This is a genomic window from Lysinibacillus sp. FSL K6-0057 (genome assembly GCF_038630885.1).
In the GTDB taxonomy this organism is placed as follows: Bacteria; Bacillota; Bacilli; order Bacillales_A; family Planococcaceae; genus Lysinibacillus; species Lysinibacillus fusiformis_F.
Genome location: NZ_CP152047.1, coordinates 1,671,135 through 1,688,824, shown reverse-complemented (window position 1 = coordinate 1,688,824; position 17,690 = coordinate 1,671,135). Strand labels below are relative to the sequence as shown.

The 17,690-nt window shown below is 38.3% G+C and carries 16 protein-coding genes and 2 riboswitches; of the genes, 6 read left to right on the top strand and 10 right to left on the bottom strand.

What is annotated here, in order from left to right; all coding sequences use genetic code 11:
- Nucleotides 1-41: 41 nt before the first annotated feature.
- Together splB and MHB40_RS07970 are read right to left on the bottom strand one after the other, a co-directional pair.
- Complete coding sequence (gene splB, locus MHB40_RS07975) at nt 42-1,070, bottom strand: spore photoproduct lyase (protein ID WP_342534262.1); 1,029 nt, start codon at nt 1,068-1,070, stop codon at nt 42-44.
- Nucleotides 1,071-1,082: 12 nt separating this feature from the next.
- A complete protein-coding gene (locus tag MHB40_RS07970) occupies nt 1,083-1,307 on the bottom strand; it encodes a transcriptional regulator SplA domain-containing protein (RefSeq protein WP_205442441.1) in 225 nt (74 codons plus the stop codon).
- A 179-nt stretch (nt 1,308-1,486) separates the two neighbouring features.
- Here MHB40_RS07970 and MHB40_RS07965 point away from each other — a divergent pair, with 179 nt between their 5' ends.
- Nucleotides 1,487-2,875 (top strand): TldD/PmbA family protein, encoded by a 1,389-nt coding sequence (locus MHB40_RS07965; RefSeq protein ID WP_342443070.1) that lies wholly within the window; start codon nt 1,487-1,489, stop codon nt 2,873-2,875.
- A 3-nt stretch (nt 2,876-2,878) separates the two neighbouring features.
- Nucleotides 2,879-4,222 (top strand): TldD/PmbA family protein, encoded by a 1,344-nt coding sequence (locus MHB40_RS07960; RefSeq protein WP_342534261.1) that lies wholly within the window; start codon nt 2,879-2,881, stop codon nt 4,220-4,222.
- A 185-nt stretch (nt 4,223-4,407) separates the two neighbouring features.
- Here the strand turns inward: MHB40_RS07960 and MHB40_RS07955 are convergent, their stop codons facing one another.
- The 7 genes from MHB40_RS07955 to ribE (MHB40_RS07925) form a co-directional block, all read right to left on the bottom strand.
- Entirely contained in the window at nt 4,408-5,253 is an 846-nt protein-coding gene (locus MHB40_RS07955; protein ID WP_342534260.1) for a GNAT family N-acetyltransferase, read from the bottom strand.
- A gap of 13 nt (nt 5,254-5,266) precedes the next feature.
- Complete coding sequence (locus MHB40_RS07950) at nt 5,267-5,815, bottom strand: histidine phosphatase family protein (protein WP_342534259.1); 549 nt, start codon at nt 5,813-5,815, stop codon at nt 5,267-5,269.
- Nucleotides 5,816-5,913: 98 nt separating this feature from the next.
- A complete protein-coding gene (locus MHB40_RS07945; protein ID WP_342534258.1) occupies nt 5,914-7,221 on the bottom strand; it encodes an ATP-binding protein in 1,308 nt (435 codons plus the stop codon).
- A 321-nt stretch (nt 7,222-7,542) separates the two neighbouring features.
- Complete coding sequence (locus tag MHB40_RS07940; protein ID WP_342534257.1) at nt 7,543-8,985, bottom strand: spore germination protein; 1,443 nt, start codon at nt 8,983-8,985, stop codon at nt 7,543-7,545.
- Nucleotides 8,986-9,139: 154 nt separating this feature from the next.
- Nucleotides 9,140-9,607, bottom strand: a complete 468-nt coding sequence (ribE, locus tag MHB40_RS07935) for a 6,7-dimethyl-8-ribityllumazine synthase (protein ID WP_342534256.1) — start codon at nt 9,605-9,607, stop codon at nt 9,140-9,142.
- A 15-nt stretch (nt 9,608-9,622) separates the two neighbouring features.
- Complete coding sequence (gene ribB / locus MHB40_RS07930) at nt 9,623-10,252, bottom strand: 3,4-dihydroxy-2-butanone-4-phosphate synthase (protein ID WP_342534255.1); 630 nt, start codon at nt 10,250-10,252, stop codon at nt 9,623-9,625.
- Nucleotides 10,253-10,278: 26 nt separating this feature from the next.
- Complete coding sequence (gene ribE / locus MHB40_RS07925; protein WP_342534254.1) at nt 10,279-10,917, bottom strand: riboflavin synthase; 639 nt, start codon at nt 10,915-10,917, stop codon at nt 10,279-10,281.
- A gap of 217 nt (nt 10,918-11,134) precedes the next feature.
- A riboswitch (FMN riboswitch) is annotated at nt 11,135-11,260 on the bottom strand.
- 115 nt (nt 11,261-11,375) lie between these two features.
- Nucleotides 11,376-11,501: riboswitch (FMN riboswitch) on the bottom strand.
- 220 nt (nt 11,502-11,721) lie between these two features.
- Between ribE (MHB40_RS07925) and MHB40_RS07920 the strand changes: the two genes are divergently transcribed.
- The 4 genes from MHB40_RS07920 (at nt 11,722) to MHB40_RS07905 (ending at nt 16,775) form a co-directional block, all read left to right on the top strand.
- Nucleotides 11,722-12,846, top strand: coding sequence for a YibE/F family protein (locus tag MHB40_RS07920; protein WP_342534253.1), 1,125 nt, complete (start codon nt 11,722-11,724; stop codon nt 12,844-12,846).
- On the top strand, nt 12,843-13,619 hold the full coding sequence (locus tag MHB40_RS07915; RefSeq protein ID WP_342534252.1) for a YibE/F family protein: 777 nt from the start codon (nt 12,843-12,845) through the stop codon (nt 13,617-13,619). The genes MHB40_RS07920 and MHB40_RS07915 overlap by 4 nt, the downstream gene beginning before the upstream one ends.
- Nucleotides 13,620-14,550: 931 nt before the next feature.
- Nucleotides 14,551-15,936 (top strand): DHA2 family efflux MFS transporter permease subunit, encoded by a 1,386-nt coding sequence (locus tag MHB40_RS07910; protein ID WP_342534251.1) that lies wholly within the window; start codon nt 14,551-14,553, stop codon nt 15,934-15,936.
- Between the two features lie 221 nt (nt 15,937-16,157).
- Nucleotides 16,158-16,775: an HAD-IA family hydrolase gene (locus MHB40_RS07905; RefSeq protein WP_342534250.1), complete on the top strand. Its 618-nt coding sequence runs from the start codon at nt 16,158-16,160 to the stop codon at nt 16,773-16,775.
- Nucleotides 16,776-16,821: 46 nt separating this feature from the next.
- Here the strand turns inward: MHB40_RS07905 and MHB40_RS07900 are convergent, their stop codons facing one another.
- The gene (locus MHB40_RS07900) at nt 16,822-17,646 is read right to left on the bottom strand and encodes a methyl-accepting chemotaxis protein (RefSeq protein ID WP_342534249.1); all 825 of its coding nucleotides are present in this window, start codon (nt 17,644-17,646) and stop codon (nt 16,822-16,824) included.
- Nucleotides 17,647-17,690: the final 44 nt, after the last annotated feature.

The window sequence follows — 17,690 nt, the reverse complement described above, 5'->3', positions numbered from 1 at the left end:
TATATTTTTAGAGAGAAAACAAGCTGTTCTCTCTCTACTTGTCATGTGAAATATTCTAATTTCGCTTGAGGAAAAAATTTTTGCATATAGCCATACAGGTGCTCCTTAATGTCTTCCTCTTCTTCTTTTTGATAAATATATTTACCAATCCCATATTTGCCCCATTTATATCGTCTCACCGTCTCATCGAGCTCTAGCTTCGTCATCGGGTAATTTTTTTCTATCACACGTTTGGCTGGCTTTGTAAAGCGATGCTGAATAAACTCAAAGGTGATGTCATCTCGCACATCCTTTGGTAATTCAGCATCCAATCGCTCAAACATATGGTAATAGCCCTCCTGCCAGCCATCATGAAGATAGATTGGGGCCACAATAAAGCCAAGTGGATAGCCAGCTCTTGCCACTTTCCCCGCTGCTTCAATACGCTTCGCTAACGGAGAGGTACCTGGCTCAAAATGTTTAATCACATAATCAGCATTGACACTAAAACGAAACCTTGTCCGCCCATTATGCCTGGCATCCAATAGATGATCCACATGATGGAATTTCGTCACAAATCGTAATTGGCCTAGCTCACTTTGGCCAAAATGCTCAATGGCTCGCTTTAAAGTATGTGTTAGATGATCAATTCCTACAATATCAGAGGTACAGGATGCCTCAAAGCGTGTGATGTCAGGAGCTCGTTCAGCCATATAGTGATCAGCTTGTTCTAGAATTTCATCGACATTGACATACGTCCGAATATAAGGTTTACTGCCCATTGTTGTTTGTAAATAGCAATAATGACAATGCCCCATACAGCCTGTGGCAAATGGAATGGCATATTCAGCTGAGGGCTTAGATGTATCAAACTTTAATGTTTTTCGAATGCCCACTACTAATGTCGATTTGGCTACCCGATACTTTTGAAAATCATTGTCACCAGGAAGATTTCTCACTTGATTGTGCGAAGTTGTATAGCGAATTTCAATCCCCATCTGCTCAAACTTCGCTTTTAGCTCCTGACCTAGTGGATAATGAAGAGCATCAGGCTCAAAATAAACAAGCTGAGGGGTAAATGGCTTCATCATGTGAGTCCTCCCTTAATGAAAATACTGATGATAAGCTTGTTCAGCCGCCATCTCACTTGCAAAAATTAACATGTCATTTGTGATTGGATAATATGTTTCAAATAAAAATAGCGCTAGCTCCTCTGGTTGCTCTGGATGATGTACCACTGCCGCTTCCTGTATATTCGTTACATCTTGAATATGTGGATTGCGGTAAAAAATATAAACAATATCTCCCACATCAAATGGTTGTTGCATCTCTTCACCTTCCTCTACCTTTCCATTAGTTTGGTGAAAATGTACAAAAAATATGTCATAAAAAATTTTATTAGCAATATACATACATTTGTGTGGTTATTTTCATCAGTTATTTAGGAAAATAGCATAATACAGAATTTTTTAATAATTTGGTATAATCAAGAAAAGGAGGAAGATACATGCTTAAACAATCGATTATAGAAAATGTGCTTGAAGCGGCTCTTGTAACAGGCGGTGATTTTTCTGAAATCTTCATTGAAGATAAGTACACCAATGAATTCCTATTACAAAGTGGAAAAATTGAACAAAGTATAGCTGGCCGTGATTTCGGTATCGGCATCCGGATTTTTTCAGGATTTCAAAGTATTTATACCTATACCAATGACTTTTCAGAGGAAGGTTTACTTGCAGCAGCCAAAAGAGCAGCATTAGCGATTAAAGGTGACGCATCGGGTACCATTCACCCACTTCATAAGGAAATCATCCCACCTATTCATCAAATCCTCCGTATGCCCAATACAGTGGAGCACGCAAGTAAAATAGCTATTATGCGTCAAGCAGACTCCATAGCACGAAATTATGATTCTCGTATTAGCCAAGCAAGGGTTCGCTATTTAGACGAACAACAAAACATACTAATTGCTAATTCTGAAGGCAAATTTGTAGAGGATACACGTGTTCACAGTAGACTCAGCATACAAGCGACTGCCACAGAAGGCAACGAAATCCAAACAGGCTTTTATGGACCTGGTGCACATGCAGGCTTTGAATTTATTGAGCAACTAGATCTAAACCACTATGCAGGAGAGGCTGCACGTATTGCTGTGACGATGCTTCATGCAGATGAATGTCCAAGTGGTAAATTCCCTGTCATTATTGATAACGAATTTGGTGGTGTCATTTTCCATGAAGCTTGCGGTCATGGCTTAGAAGCTACGGCTGTTGCTAAAAACAATTCTGTCTTTGCCAATCGTATTGGTGAAAGAGTGGCTCCTGAAATCGTTACATATATTGATGATGGCACACTTCCGAATGAATGGGGTTCGCTAAACATTGATGATGAAGGAGAAAAAACAAGAAGAAATATTTTAATTGAAAATGGCATATTAAAGGGCTACTTAATTGATAAGTTTAATGCTCGACGCATGAATGCTCAGCCAACAGGCTCTTCACGTCGCCAATCTTATCGATTTAATCCGACCTCACGTATGACCAATACTTACATCGCACCGGGAACATCTACCCCAGCAGATATAATTGCCTCTACGGAGTATGGCATTTATGCAAAATATATGGGTGGAGGACAAGTTTCCCCTACCACTGGTGATTATAATTTTGCGGTGATGGAAGCCTATATCGTCAAAGATGGCAAAATAGATCGTCCTGTGCGTGGCGCCACGCTCATTGGCAACGGAGCCAAGACATTGCAGTTAGTGGATCAAGTTGGGAATAATCTCGCTCATGGAGCAGGCATGTGTGGATCACTTAGTGGTAGCCTTCCTGTCAATGTCGGACAGCCGATGATTCGCGTAAGTGAAATAACTGTTGGTGGAACAAAGGGGGAATAAACTATGAGTATCACACAGTTCCAAAATAAACTTTTACAACAAGCAGCACTGGCTGGACTAACGGAAGCAGAAGTCTATTATGAACAGAAAACTTCTTTCCAATGTACACTGTATGAGGGTGAATTAGATAGCTACGAAACATCTGAGGATGGAGGTCTTAGTCTTCGAGGTCTCTATAAAGGCAAGATGGGCTATGCTTATACGGAAAAAGTAGATGATGATTCCATCTCTTTTTTAATTGACCATGTAAAAGCCAACGCAGAGGTACTAGATGAATATGAAGACCTCTCCATTTTTGAAGGCAGCCCGGAATATGCTGAGCACTCTTTTTACAATGAATCGTTAGCAGCTGTTAGTATTCCTGAAAAAATCGATATCCTACGTGCCATAGAACAGAAGATACGAGCATATGATCCTCGCATTGTTACGCTCGATTATTGTATACTCCAATACTATTCAACGGAGCGGACTTTAGCGAATAGTAAAAATTTATCTTTATCACATAAGGAAAATGGCTTAATCCTCTATCTTTCAACTGTGGTCAAAGAAGGAGACGAGTTAAAATCAGGTGAATATTTAATAACAACGAGAGATTTCCATGCACTTGATGTAAATGCTATTGCCAAGAAAGTTGCTGAGGAGGCACTTGCCAACTTAGGTGAACAGTCCATCCCTTCTAGCAAATACCCTATCCTTCTTCGTCATGATGCGGCAGCTGCACTACTTAGTACCTTTATGCCTATTTTTTCTGCCGAAAATGCACAAAAGAATCAGTCATTGTTAAAAGGAAAGGTGGGGCAGCGAGTCGCCTCTGAAGGGGTCACACTTCTCAATGCTCCTTATCATCCAGATGCGCTATCTGGTGGGAACTTTGATGGTGAAGGCGTTGCGACAAAACATCAAGCCATTATTGCTGATGGGACATTACAAACCCTTTTGCATAATCGGAAAACAGCTACTAAAGATGGCTGTGAAACAACAGGCCATGCAAAAAGAGAATCCTATAAAGAGACGCTGTCCATTGCTCCTCAAAACATATATATTGCACCTAGCCAAGATACACAGGACACATTAATCGCCTCTTTATCAGAAGGAGTACTTGTAACCAATTTATCAGGGCTTCATTCTGGTACGAATAGTATTTCAGGTGACTTCTCTGTTGCTGCACAAGGATTCCATATTCAAGACGGCAAAATTGCCTCACCCGTGAAGCAAATGACCATTGCGGGTAATTTCTTTAGCTTACTTAAAGATATAGAAGCCATTAGCTCCGATCTTTATTTTTTACCAAGCGGTCATGGTTCACCATCATTCATTGTTAAAGAACTAGCTGTAACCGTTGATTAATAGTAGAAAAGCGAGCCTCTCTTTAATCGGAAGCTCGCTCATTTTATTTGGATAAATCAATTTTTTATTTAATAAGTATATCGTCAATCCACCTGCAGTCATAAACAATAATTTTAAGTAGCTGGACAGCGTCAAAGCTAATACCTGATAATAAAACCGTTACAGCAAAGTAAAGTACAACCCACTTAAAATCGCTTTAACATCTGTACCTGCTCTGTCGTCACCTTAAGCCCATGCTTTAATAAATAGTTCGTTGCTGGGTTGCTTGCTAAGAAGTTCACTGTCGTCAAATGGACTTTATCTGTTGTAATACTTGCTAAAAACTGTGGAAGTAAATCTACATTACTTTCTTCAAGTATTACCAATTGGTAAAGTAGAATACGCTCCACCTCACCATGTTTATTCCACACGGTTTTGTATAGCATATAGCCCAGTGCTTCCTTGTTATCGTTATAAAACACCTTGGCTTCTCCCTGCTTCACACTCTGCCAGCTACACTGCCAAGGAACATCTTCCTGATAAAAAGATAGATGTGCTAGCTGTTCAGGACGAATGGTTGCTATATGAAGAGTGGCTGTAGATTCTGCTTTTGCTTCATACTCGCCACTTAAAAATAGTAAGTGATGAGTAATTACATAGCCATATTTTTCATATAAAGCAATGGCTATCTGGTTTTCCTTAATCGCTTCCAGCGTACCCATTTCTACGTTTTCCCGTTTATAGATGGCTAAGGTTTCCTCCATTAATAGGCGCGAGACTCCCTTACCACGATACGCTGGGGAAATACCTGTCCCCCCATTCCAAGCAATTTTTTTGCCATCGATGGTACGAAAGCCATTCATAACAATGGCAATCGGTTCATTTTGGTCGAAAACGACGATGGAATGCTCAGGAGATAGCCCCTCCCCCACTAGTCGCTGTAAAAACATTTCTGCTGTCATATTGATTTCAACAAAATAGCCTTCGAAGCCTTTGTTCCATGCTTTCAATATTTCCTCTAATGTACATTGCGCAACTGTTTTAATCTTCATATTTCCCCTCTTTTCAAATGGAATCTAATGTTGCTAAATGTTCTAAGGTTAGTTTTCTGACAATCTCATAACCTTGTCCTAGACCCCTCGGTTTTATGACAACCGTCCCCATATTCGAAATGACACCAAGTCCCACATCTCTTGGAAAGCTATGACCAATGATTACGCTATTCATGCCCTGTGGTGGTATGATTTCCAACATTGATGTAAGAGTCGTTAATATGCGAGTTTGCTCAACACTAGCAAGATTGCCACCTAACATAAAAATTTCAAACAAAAAGGGGTCGATTTGCACATTGTCAGTTGGAAATGCCAGGCGAGCTGTTTCAATCGTCCGACAGAAAGGGCTAGTAGTAATGGTGGAAAGGATGGGAATTTGCCAATAGCGTAGCATGTGACCATAATACATAGCCTCTCTATGACCATGATCGGACAAATTCCGTTGATTTCGACAACTGTGAAATGTTCCATAGGCTTGATCGACACCGACAGTTGCAGTCCCATGCCTTGCATATAAAGTGAGCCCACCCTTTCTCAATAACGCCAGGAGAGCCTTTTCCATTTTCTTCATCTCCTTCATCATATCACTTTCTACTTTGTAATGTATGTCCTATACATAGAAAAAAGCTCCCTACAATTTCTTGTAGAAAGCTTTTTCTATTATTTTATTGGAAGATGGACAATGGCAGTCGTTTCTAAATGTTTTGATGAATCAATTGAAATATGACCATTATATTTAGCAACAATTTCTTTCACAATAAATAAGCCTTGGCCTCTTAATCTACCATTCTCATGTTTTTTCGTTGAAAATCCTTGCTTAAATATTTGATCAGAATTCGCAATATTTGGCCCTGTATTAGTAATTTTAAATTCATACTGTGCCTCATCTGCTGAACAGCAAATTTTAATTTTACGTTGTTCCTCAGGTAATTCAACAGCAGCATCAATTGCGTTATCAATTAAATTAGATAGAATCTTGATTAAATCTGTCGTTTTAATCTTATTAAAGTCATCTTGAGAAATAGTAAAATCCATATCGATATTATGATTTTGAGCCGTTAATTTCTTCGTTTGCAATAATATGGATAAACCTGGATGATCAATATTTAATTTTAATGATTTAATCGCTTGCACTTCTTTGGATAGTGAAGATAAATATTGTTTAGCCTGATCTGTTTTTTCTAATTGTAATAAACCATGTAACACTTGAATATGATTCGTAAAATCATGACGAAGGGACGACACCGAGGTAATCAATGTTTTGATTTCTGCTAGGTACGTGTCCTCTGTAGCTCCAACTTCCTTCGCTACCTCTTTTTGATACCATCTTTGTAAAAATAAAAAAGAACCGATGACAATTAAAATAAGCACACCATTAAAAATAAAATTAAATAGGTTGTCTTCAATGACTTTACCCTTAATACCATTTAGCGTATCTGCACTGATGTCAATGCCTAAATACCCGATAATTTTCCCATTGTCATCTTTGATGGGTGCACCAACCGACAAATAAGACCCATGTACAGAATCATGAATTACCTCTGTGACATAGGTTTCACCGTTATAGGCCTTTTTAACTTGCTTTGCAGGAACAGTACAAACCACACCAATACCGAAGCCCTCTTTCATTTCTTTTGGCATCCCCGTAATCATGGCTATTGATACTTCTGGATTGTCCACCTTTAAGGTATAAACAAATAGTGCCCCTAGTTTTATTCTTGCATCGTTTAAATAATTTCTTACTTTCCAATAATAATCATTTTCCTGTGGATTATTTAAAAATTGCTGGTATGCATCCGTATCAATGGATGCAGCAATAGAATGAGCTGCCTCTAAACTTTGATTGGCAATCGACTCTTCAACGGTCTTTTTTATTTTTACATAGGATGTAAAGATGTTTAAACTTGTAAACAAACATAATAAAATCGTTGATAGAATTAATATTAGTTTTATTTTTCTATTTTTCATAAAAAGCGGTACTTCCTCATCTATAATATTCTAGAATATTATTATATTATAATTAACTCTATTTTTTGTTTGTAAAGCAAACATTGCTTGTCTATCCTACATAAATTAAAACACAAAATCAATTTTTATTTTATTCATACAAAAAATTTACACACCGTAACAAATAGTTTAATAATCCTTGACAAGAAAGTAAACTAAAAAGGTATGTAATCACATTTTATGTCTCATTTCCTATTTAAATGGAAAATAGAAAAGACCACTAAAGCAAAGGTCACAAAAAAGATCAGGTACCGACAATACCTGATCTTCTCTGGAATTTGCTTATTTTTTATCTGAAGTACGCGTTTGATCCTGTGGCTTTAAAAATGAAGGTCGCTTCGTATAGCTCTTTGGAGAGGGGCGCAATAATGATTTTCGAAGACTGCCCTTTTCGAAGTCTGCACTAAAGTTTATATAGGGCACACCCAGGACTTGCATATTAGCCGTATATAGCAGTATGAAAAAGACTGAAATAAAGAAACCAAATAAACCAAAAAACGCAGAAGCCATAATAATGATTAATCGAAAAATACTCATAGCCGTCACAAAGGATTGATTGACCAGTGTAAAAGCAGCAATACTTGAAATGGCAATCACAACAATCATGGAAGGACTTGTAACACCTGCTTTAATGGCAGCATCACCAATAATTAATCCTCCCACAACACTGATTGAGCCACTGATTGCACTTGGTAGACGCAAGTTGGCCTCCCGAAACAATTCAAACATAAATAGCATCATTAATATTTCAAGAATTGTTGGAAAAGGTAGCCCTGTTCTCGACTCAACAACCGTTGCAAGAAGAATAAAAGGAAGCTGCTCTTGATGATAAGTCGTCAACGCAAGCCACAAACCTGGTAATAGCATACTAATTAAGATCCCTACAATTCGAAGTAATCGCTCCAGTGAACTGACAATGATTGGATATTCATTATCCTCTGCCGATTTAAAGAGTAGCATAATATTTGTAGGCGTAATTAAAGCATAGGATACGCCATCAATCATTATTAATATTCGCCCATTAATTAATGACTGCAAAGCAAAATCAGGTCTTCCTGTATAATCATGTCTTGGAAGGATGGTTGCTGTCTTTTCGATTGTTTCCATTAACAAGTCACCATTGATAACAATATCCGTATCAATTTTTTGTAATTGAAGTCGAATTTGTTCCAGCATATTTAAATTCACAATGTCTTCCATATAAAGGATGGCTACTGTTGTTTTAGAGCGCTTGCCAATTTCTAATGTCTCAACACTAAAAGAATTAGTGGGTAATCGTTTTCTTAATAAAGCAATATTAATAAAAACATCTTCAATAAAGTCATCTCTAGGTCCTTTGACCACTAGTTCTAGTGTTGTTTCCCCAGGCTCTCGATTTGGTCTTTTTGAAATATCGCTAGAATAAAGTAACTGATTTTCTTCAAAATACAATAAGACATGGCCTTTATAGACTCTTGTCACTGCATCCTCTTTCGATAAAATCTTTTGTAAATAGGGTATGTGTAAATGCTGTTCGATTTCTTCCTCTAACATGTCCTCAGAGACTTTGCTTAACAAAGATTGAACACGTTGAACAACCACAGTTTGAAGTATTTGCTCATTGACCATTGCATCACAAGTTATCAAATGTACTGTATATTGCTGAAAATTATATTGTTGGAAAATCACATCAGCAGAGCGTTGAAATAGTGATTTCAACATATTCAAATTGATCATTTGTTCCATTGATGAAATACTTCTCATCTCCTACTGAGCCAGCTCAAGATTAGTACATTTATGAAAACAATCACCTTCAATAAATACACTTAAGCATATTTTTCCCACGGTTGTTCAAAATATTCAAAGAAACAAATGTTGTGACGAGTTATTCAAATTATCCTCAGCCAATCATTTTCTTTAGATTCGCCATCTCGATTGCAGACATTGCAGCATCATAGCCTTTATTACCAGATTTCGTGCCTGCTCTTTCAATCGCCTGTTCAATATTTTCAGTCGTGACAATACCGAAAATAACAGGTACATTCGTTGTTAACGATACATTGGCAATGCCTTTTGCTGATTCATTACAAACATAGTCATAATGAGTTGTAGAGCCACGAATAACGGTACCTAAACCAATAATGGCATCATATTTCTTTGTTTCTGCCAGTTGTTTCGCAATAAAAGGAACTTCAAAAGCCCCTGGAACCCATGCGACATCAATAGATGCGGGATCAACCCCATGGCGTGTTAAACCATCCATTGCTCCACCCAATAATTTGCTTGTAATGAACTCATTAAAACGACCTACAACTACTGCAATTTTTAAATCCGTTCCAATTAATTGTGCTTCAAATGTTTGACCCATTGTTCTTGCTCCTTTTTAAATAGAAATTTTATTTTTATTTGTGGATAACTGATTACGATAAACAACCAATGCTTCTATTGATATCATTTTTAAGCCATGATGTGCCGCGAACTTTGTCAGTTCCTCAAAACGAAGCATTTGCCCATCATCACCCATAATTTCACAAATAACACCTGCTGGTATACTATGACAAAGCTTCGCCAAATCAACTGTCGCTTCTGTATGCCCTCTCCGTTCTAACACACCATGCTCCTTCGCAATCAGCGGAAAAATATGACCTGGTCGACGAAAATCAGTCGGCTTAGCTTGCTTTTCTATCATTTTCTGTATTGTCAATGCACGCTCAAAGGCGCTAATCCCTGTCGTTGTATCTTCATGGTCAATACTCACCGTAAATGCGGTTTGATGGTTATCCGTATTGCGCTGAACCATCGGATGTAAATCTAGCTTTTGTGCGATCTGTTGCGAAATCGGTGTACAGATTAAACCTCTACCATAGGTTGCCATAAAGTTGATCGTTGCTGGTGTGATGAATTCAGCGAGTGCCAACAGATCTCCTTCATTTTCCCGATCCTCATCATCGACCACCACAATCATGTTGCCTTGCTTTAAATCCTCAATGGCTTCTTCAATTGTATGTAGCACGATTATCATCTCCTCATTCTGTTATTTTAAAAACCATGTTGTGCTAAATAATCTCTCGTAATTGTTGGCGCTACTTGCCCTTTTTTTAGTTGCTGTAAAATATATTTACCGACTAAATCTGTTTCGATATTAACGATTGCTCCAACCCTCTTCATACCTAAAACGGTTTCTTTGTAAGTATGAGGAATGAGTGAAATCGTGACACGATTCGCTTCAACATGAAAAAGGGTTAAGCTTGTGCCATCAATTGTTATGGAACCCTTCGGAATACAAAAGCTTGTTAGTTCTTCTGACATTTCAATATCCATATAAACGGCATTTGCTACTGGACGTATGCGCAAAATTTTACCGACGCCATCGACATGACCAGCAACAAAATGACCGCCAAATCGTCCATTAGCAGGCATGGCACGCTCCAAATTAACTGAATCACCTAGTGCCAGCTGCTGTAAATTTGTTGCTTTGACTGTTTCAGGCATAACATCCATTGTAAGCTGCTGATTAGTAAAATGTGTCACCGTTAAACAAACACCATTGACTGCTATACTGTCGCCAAGCTTGACATCCTCCGCTATCATGGCTGAATGAACCGTAATTTTCATACTGTCCCGATCGCTTTGCATAGCTTTTACGACACCAATATCCTCTACAAGCCCTGTAAACATTCCATCACCTACTCTTCTTATTAGCTCTTCTATCCTTCACTTTTGAAGTTTTATCCGTCATTTTTGAAAGTCTATCCACCTGTTTTTGTGTTTTATCCTTCTCCCTTCACTAATTAACAATAAATAAAAACCCCTTTCATCAAAGGGGTTTTGGGAGTATAAGACATCAACAAATAAGCCTACTTGAAAACGATTTTTTCCATAGACTGTCATCTCATTTGTTCTTCTCCCATCCAGACTATCACTGTCGGTTTTGGATTTGCACCAAATCAGCTTGCGCTCACGGACTTTGAATTGCTTCATCACCGCCGATTGGGAATTTCACCCTACCCCGAAGAACATCTTCTATTCGATTGTACTAAATAAAAAAACTTCCCAAAAGATGATTGGGAAGTGGCGTAATAAATGCATAGTCAAATAAACCTTCTAAATTAGAATCAATTTAAAAAGCTCGCATTTTTACCCTTCTCCCATCCAGACTGTCACTGTCGGTTTTGGATTTGCACCAAATCAGCTTGCGCTCACGGACTTTGAATTGCTTCATCACCGCCGATCGGGAATTTCACCCTACCCCGAAGGATACTTTTATTTAGCTAGTCTTACGATAACACTATTTTATTATATTATCCATCCTTCTTTTTAATTTTTTTTCGTCATATAAATTTTAAGCAGCTCTGACGTGACTTGATAAATGTAAAAGAAATTATTAAAATGATGACATTTAACCTGTTTGTGAAACTTCTCAATCAAAAAAACGTTCCTTTACAGGTGACTATTCAGTCTAGCAGTTTGGAGGTCATTTCCTTGACATTTTTAAAAAATATACCGTTTAAGCAATGTGTTTTCTATGCCTTATTAGCACTCTGTTGTGGAATTTCAATTGTTTTCGTCCATCATAATGAACAATTTTATGATCGACCGATAGCGGAAGTAATACAGGTGAACGTCACAGAATCGGAACCGATGACAGATATGTATGAGAATGAGGATGAATTGTTTACACAGGAAATTACGGCCATGATCAAAAATGGACAGTATAAGGGGCAATCCATTCATTTGATGAATGACTATTCTTCTTCTGGTGCTTTTGATCAAAAATACCATGTAGGTAATGAAATCTTTGTCACCATAGATAATCACGCAACACAATCAGGGTTAACAGGTACCATCCTCGATTTAAAACGTGATCAAACCATGATCATGATTGCGTGGATTTTTATTTTCGCCTTACTTATTATAGGCAAAAGACAGGGCTTGTTTTCTATCATTAGTTTGGTTGTCAATGCCTTAATCTTATCATTTGCATTAGATCTTTATGTTACACATGGGGGCGTAAGTCTGTTATTCGTTAGCGGTATTTGTGCCCTGCTATTTACCATTATTTCGCTCCTACTCATTAGCGGATTGAATACAAAAACGTATGTAGCCATTGTGTCCACACTTTTAGGAACTGTTATAGCGCTTATCATTAGCTCAATTGTAATGTGGTTGACAGGTGAAAATGGTCTTCGTTATGAAGAAATGCAATTTTTAACACGGCCCTATCGCACAGTCTTTATGGCCGGTTTATTTATTGGCTCACTTGGGGCTGTCATGGACGTCTCTATTACGATGGCTTCCTCCATATTTGCTTTATATGAACAAGACCCTTCTATTTCTGTGAAGGCACTTAAAACTTCAGGGCATGAAATTGGTAAAGATATCATGGGTACGATTACAAGTATTTTATTCTTTGCCTACCTTTGCGGCTCCATACCTATGATTATTCTCTATTTGAAAAATTCTTCCACATTAGGGCTCACATTGTCCTTGAATCTTTCTTTAGAATTAGCCCGTGCCTTAGCAGGGGGTATTGGTGTTGTCCTCACGATTCCTATTAGTCAGTATACTGCTATATTTTTCATTAATCGAAAGAGGGTTCAAGAATGAATGTTATCGTCTTATTAGCAATTATTTTATTTGCGTTGATGGTGATAGTAGGTGGTAAGCAGGGTGTCCGCTCATTTCTTTCTTTATTTCTAAACTTTGGTGTACTCTTTATCACCATCTTTTTAATGACAAACCCTAAAAATAGTCCCATTATCTTGACGTTTATAGCCTGTACGGTCATTAGTTGTATTAGCCTTTTCTATATCAATAAAACAAACAGTAAAACCATTACAGCCTTTATCGCAACGATGGTGACGATTGTTGTGTTACTGCTATTTATTACCTTTATTACAGAAAAATCGATGATCCAAGGGTTTGGTGAAGAATCGACTGAAGAAATTAGTATCTTTTCCCTCTACATTGGCGTTAATTTTGTGCAGATTGGTGCATCAGTCATTATTATGAGTACGATAGGTGCCATTATGGATGTGGCTATTTCTATCGCCACTTCCATGCATGAGATTTTTTATCGCAATCCCACGATTAGTAGAAAGAAACTATTTACATCTGGGTTAAGTATCGGGAGAGATATTTTAGGAACCGATACCAATACATTATTTTTTGCTTTCTTTGGTGGCTATTTAAGCTTGTTAATCTGGTTCAAGGATCTCTCCTATTCGATTGGCGAGATTGTTAACTCCAAAGTTTTTAGTGCTGAAATGACAACCATTCTTTGTGCAGGCATCGGCATTGCACTGATTATTCCGATTGCCTCCTCCATCAATGCCTATTATTTAATTCGAACACGAGAAAAAACAGAAAAACTGTTGTAAAAAGATACTAGCACCTAGCACTTATATGTGATAGGTGCTACATGTTGTTGAAAAAAGATGATGTCAACGGCAGAAAAAGCAACTTTGCAAGGCGAGGGGTTGATTTCCGTTCCGCCAGCGTCCTTTCCAGGGGGCGTCCGATGAGCCGCTTCACTCACTGCGTTCGCTCCAGGGTCTCCTCTGTGACGCTCAATCCCCTAGGAGTGACGCTGGCTCCACTCCAATCAACCATTCTGCGAAGTGGCTTTACTTTTTTCATAGCAGCATAGCGATTAATCGCCCATTATCTATATTCTTAGAGGGGATGAGCTCTTATTTTCAATGTGGAGAAGTGAAGCGTGATAACACCTCTTCATAAAGAGTAATGAACACCTTCACTTTATCTGAAAACCTTTGCTAAAAAGGTAACACGTTTGTGGATTGTAGTGGAAGGCTACTTGACTCCCGTGGGATAGCGAGACAGGCAAAATCCTAAACGGAGCGGTAGCGGAGGAAGTGATTCGGCGCTCGCCCACAGGAAAGCAAGTAGCCTGCATTGGAAATCCATTTCTACCTTTCAATTGACTGTTTTGTTTTTCAACACTAAGTAGCACCTATCACGTAAAAGTGATAGGTGCTAGACATTTCTCCTCGTACCTCTCAAAAAATGAATGCTATGTCAAAAAAGTTTGTCCAAATTGTGAAATCGTATAGTAGAGGCTAAAATTAATGCTTACATTTGAGAATTTTTTTTTGCTATAGTAAAAAACAGAAGAGTTAGTATCGCGGAGGTGTACTAGCTAATAGGAAACACGATCGCTGATAATCCACATCACGATAACTTTATCATGCAGAAGAATGAAATAAGACTAGAATTCCATCTATAAATTTCAGAATGTTCTGTATTTTATTCTTCTATGATAGTCAAACATTTTTTGAAGGAGTTTTTACAGTGAATAAGGAAATAAAAACAGGTCCGATCATGGTGGCTCTCTTAGTAGCCGGCTTTGTAGGACTGTTTAGTGAGACCGCATTAAATATTGCACTAGGAGAGCTAAGCCAGCTCTTCGATGTGGACGCTACAACCATCCAATGGCTGGCAACAGGCTATTTTCTCACATTAGGCATTTTAGTACCTGTGACAGGCATTTTAATGCAAAAGTTTACTACTCGCCAAATGTTTATGGCGTCTTTACTCTTTTCGATAATCGGTACCATGCTTGCCGCTGTCGCACCAGTCTTTGCTGCCTTACTTTTAGCACGTATTATTCAAGCAGCTGGCCTAGCGATTATATTACCATTAACACAAAATGTGATTTTCACGATTTTCCCAGTCAATAAACGTGGTGGTGCTATGGGCGTTATGGGTCTCGTCATTTTGGCAGGACCCGCTTTCGGCCCTACATTGGCAGGGATGATTTTAGATACGCTATCCTGGCACTGGATATTCTGGGTTACCATCCCCTTCCTGTTATTCTCCATCGTTTTTGGTTTTATCTTTATTCCCAATGTGAATGAAACAAAGCAGCTTGCTATTGATGTCTGGTCTATCATCTTATCTACCATTGGCTTTGGTGGCATCGTCTATGGTGTCAGTGCTGGCGGAGATTTAGGCTGGACAAGCATTACCGTTCTTAGCGTCATTTTGCTCGGTATTATCGCCTTATTTTTATTCGTATTGCGACAATTGAAAATGGAACAGCCAATGTTAAATTTGACAGCATTTCAGAATCCCATGTTCGTGTTAGGTCTTCTCATGAATATGATTACCTTCTTCAATATGCTGTCTATGCTAGTGGTGCTCCCTATGTATATGCAAATGGCCCTTTTCGTATCGGCCTTTGTGACAGGTTTAATATTGCTTCCTGGTAGTCTATTAAACTGTCTATTAGCACCTACAATCGGCAAGTTCTTCGATAAATATGGGCCTCGTGCAGTCATTACCCCCGGCACAATACTTGTTGTGGTCGGCTATGGACTTTATGCTCTATCTGGTACCGAAACAGCTACTTGGGCATTAGTCATAACACATATCATTATGATGCTTGGAGTTGGGATGGTATTAGCCTCTGTCCAAACGAATACGCTGAATGCCTTACCAAGACGATACTTTCCAGATGGTATTGCGATTACACAAACCTCTCAACAAGTGTCTGGTGCAATTGGTATTGCTGTGATGGTGTCGTTGTTCTCAACAAAACAACTGCAGCTCCTAAGTGACATGACAACTAATACCCAAGAAGCAGCGGCTTCAGGTTCAACATTTGTCTTTACTATCAGCTTTGTCTTGGCAATTATTAATGTCGTTCTCTCGTTTTTCTTGAAAAAAACACAATAATTTCTTGATAAAAATGAGGTGTCTCAATGGGCTTTGGAGACACCTCATTTTGTTGTAGCATTTCCGTTGCAATCGCCGCATTATCTGATAATATTTACCATAAGATGTTTACGTACGCTCAAAATGGTTGCTGTTTCACGATGCATTAAATCGCCCATTCCATGTAACATTTTTTAGCATAAGACGTCAATACAACGAGATGAAAAAGGAGAAAGTTTGCAATGAAGCATATTATCTTTGATTTTGATGGGACACTGGCAGATTCAACTGCTGTGTTTGCATCAGCATGGAATACATTAGCCCAAAAATATAAATTTAAAGGCATTGAATTGAAGGAAATTGATGCATTAAAAAAATTATCAATTTCAGAACGCAGTAAATTATTTGACTTTCCGATGTATAAATTGCCCATGATTTTACCCCAATTTTATAAATTGTATCGTCAATCATTAAATGATGTTCATCTTTTTGAGGGCATGAAAGAAGTTTTGATAGAAATTGATAAAAGAGGCTATAAAATCCTGATTATTTCCTCTAATTCTAAGGAAAATATTTTAGAATTCCTTAAAATGAACGGTATTCATTGTGTAGCTGATGTTCTTTGCTCCAACCACATTTTTGGTAAGGACAAAGTAATGAAAAAGTTTTTAAAGGAAGCAAATGTTGAGTCATCTGACGTGATATACATTGGAGATGAGCAAAGGGATATTGTTGCGTGTAAGAAAGCGGGTGTACCCATTATTTGGGTGGAATGGGGCTATGATGCCAAAGAGGTCGTACAAAACGAGGAACCTGAATACAGTGTCACTACACCACAGGAAATTTTAGAGATTATTTAATTATGAAGAAGGATAATAGCACTTGTCTATTATCCTTTTTATATGGTTATCCTTTGATGTCACTAATCTGCATGAGCTTTTCTGCTGTACTATTAACCCCTTTATAGGCATCTGTTAATTCGTACATACTCGCAGCAAATTGCTGTGTAAACGCAGCAATTTGATTGGCTGATGCATTGACTTGATCGATGGATTGTTTAATGTTTTCTAGTTGCACAGTTATGCTATCGGCACTTTCTGTACTACTCTGGGACATTTTTTGTATTTCAGAAGCGACCACAGCAAAGCCACGCCCATGCTCACCTGAACGTGCCGCTTCTATCGATGCATTTAGACCAAGAATTCTCGATTTCATAGCTAAATCTTTTACTAAATGGACAATCACATTAATTTGTTGAATATCGCCTGTCATCGATTCTGAGAAATTAGATAGCTCTTCCAATCGATTGGATACATCCTTACTGGCAGTGGCTAACCCTTCATTTGTGGCCGTCATTTCTTCAACAGCACTTGAAAGCTCAGTTGCCAATAGGCGCATACTATCCATTTTTTCATTCGAAATAATGGCACTTAATACGCCAATAACACGTCCTCCTTCAAAAATAGGCTGGGCAGAGGCGATATAGGCCATACCAAATCCTTCAGCGCTACGTTCTTCTTTTATAAATCTTCCCGAGCTTAACGCTATTTCTGTTGCTGTTCCACGATATTTATGTACTGGATCACCAACCCCAACTTTTAAGTCAACCTTTTTCCCTGGTTTGTAGGCAAGCACTCTTTCCGTATCTGCCACGATGACACAAGCATCCTCTGGGTAAGTTACTTGGTATAAATCAATCGAATCGATAGTTGCTTGTAGTTTAGGATGCATTGTTTTTCCTCCCCTAAAAGTTTTCTAATCTGTATCAATTTAAC

Coding starts and splice junctions, on each gene's coding strand:
- MHB40_RS07945 (WP_342534258.1), bottom strand. CDS start 7,221: ATGAAAAATAGAAAAATAAAACTAATATTAATTCTATCAACGATTTTA.
- MHB40_RS07965 (WP_342443070.1), top strand. CDS start 1,487: ATGCTTAAACAATCGATTATAGAAAATGTGCTTGAAGCGGCTCTTGTA.
- MHB40_RS07955 (WP_342534260.1), bottom strand. CDS start 5,253: ATGAAGATTAAAACAGTTGCGCAATGTACATTAGAGGAAATATTGAAA.
- MHB40_RS07900 (WP_342534249.1), bottom strand. CDS start 17,646: ATGCATCCTAAACTACAAGCAACTATCGATTCGATTGATTTATACCAA.
- ribE (WP_342534256.1), bottom strand. CDS start 9,607: ATGGGTCAAACATTTGAAGCACAATTAATTGGAACGGATTTAAAAATT.
- ribE (WP_342534254.1), bottom strand. CDS start 10,917: ATGTTTACAGGGCTTGTAGAGGATATTGGTGTCGTAAAAGCTATGCAA.
- MHB40_RS07970 (WP_205442441.1), bottom strand. CDS start 1,307: ATGCAACAACCATTTGATGTGGGAGATATTGTTTATATTTTTTACCGC.
- MHB40_RS07905 (WP_342534250.1), top strand. CDS start 16,158: ATGAAGCATATTATCTTTGATTTTGATGGGACACTGGCAGATTCAACT.
- MHB40_RS07940 (WP_342534257.1), bottom strand. CDS start 8,985: ATGGAACAAATGATCAATTTGAATATGTTGAAATCACTATTTCAACGC.
- splB (WP_342534262.1), bottom strand. CDS start 1,070: ATGATGAAGCCATTTACCCCTCAGCTTGTTTATTTTGAGCCTGATGCT.
- MHB40_RS07950 (WP_342534259.1), bottom strand. CDS start 5,815: ATGGAAAAGGCTCTCCTGGCGTTATTGAGAAAGGGTGGGCTCACTTTA.
- MHB40_RS07915 (WP_342534252.1), top strand. CDS start 12,843: ATGAATGTTATCGTCTTATTAGCAATTATTTTATTTGCGTTGATGGTG.
- MHB40_RS07960 (WP_342534261.1), top strand. CDS start 2,879: ATGAGTATCACACAGTTCCAAAATAAACTTTTACAACAAGCAGCACTG.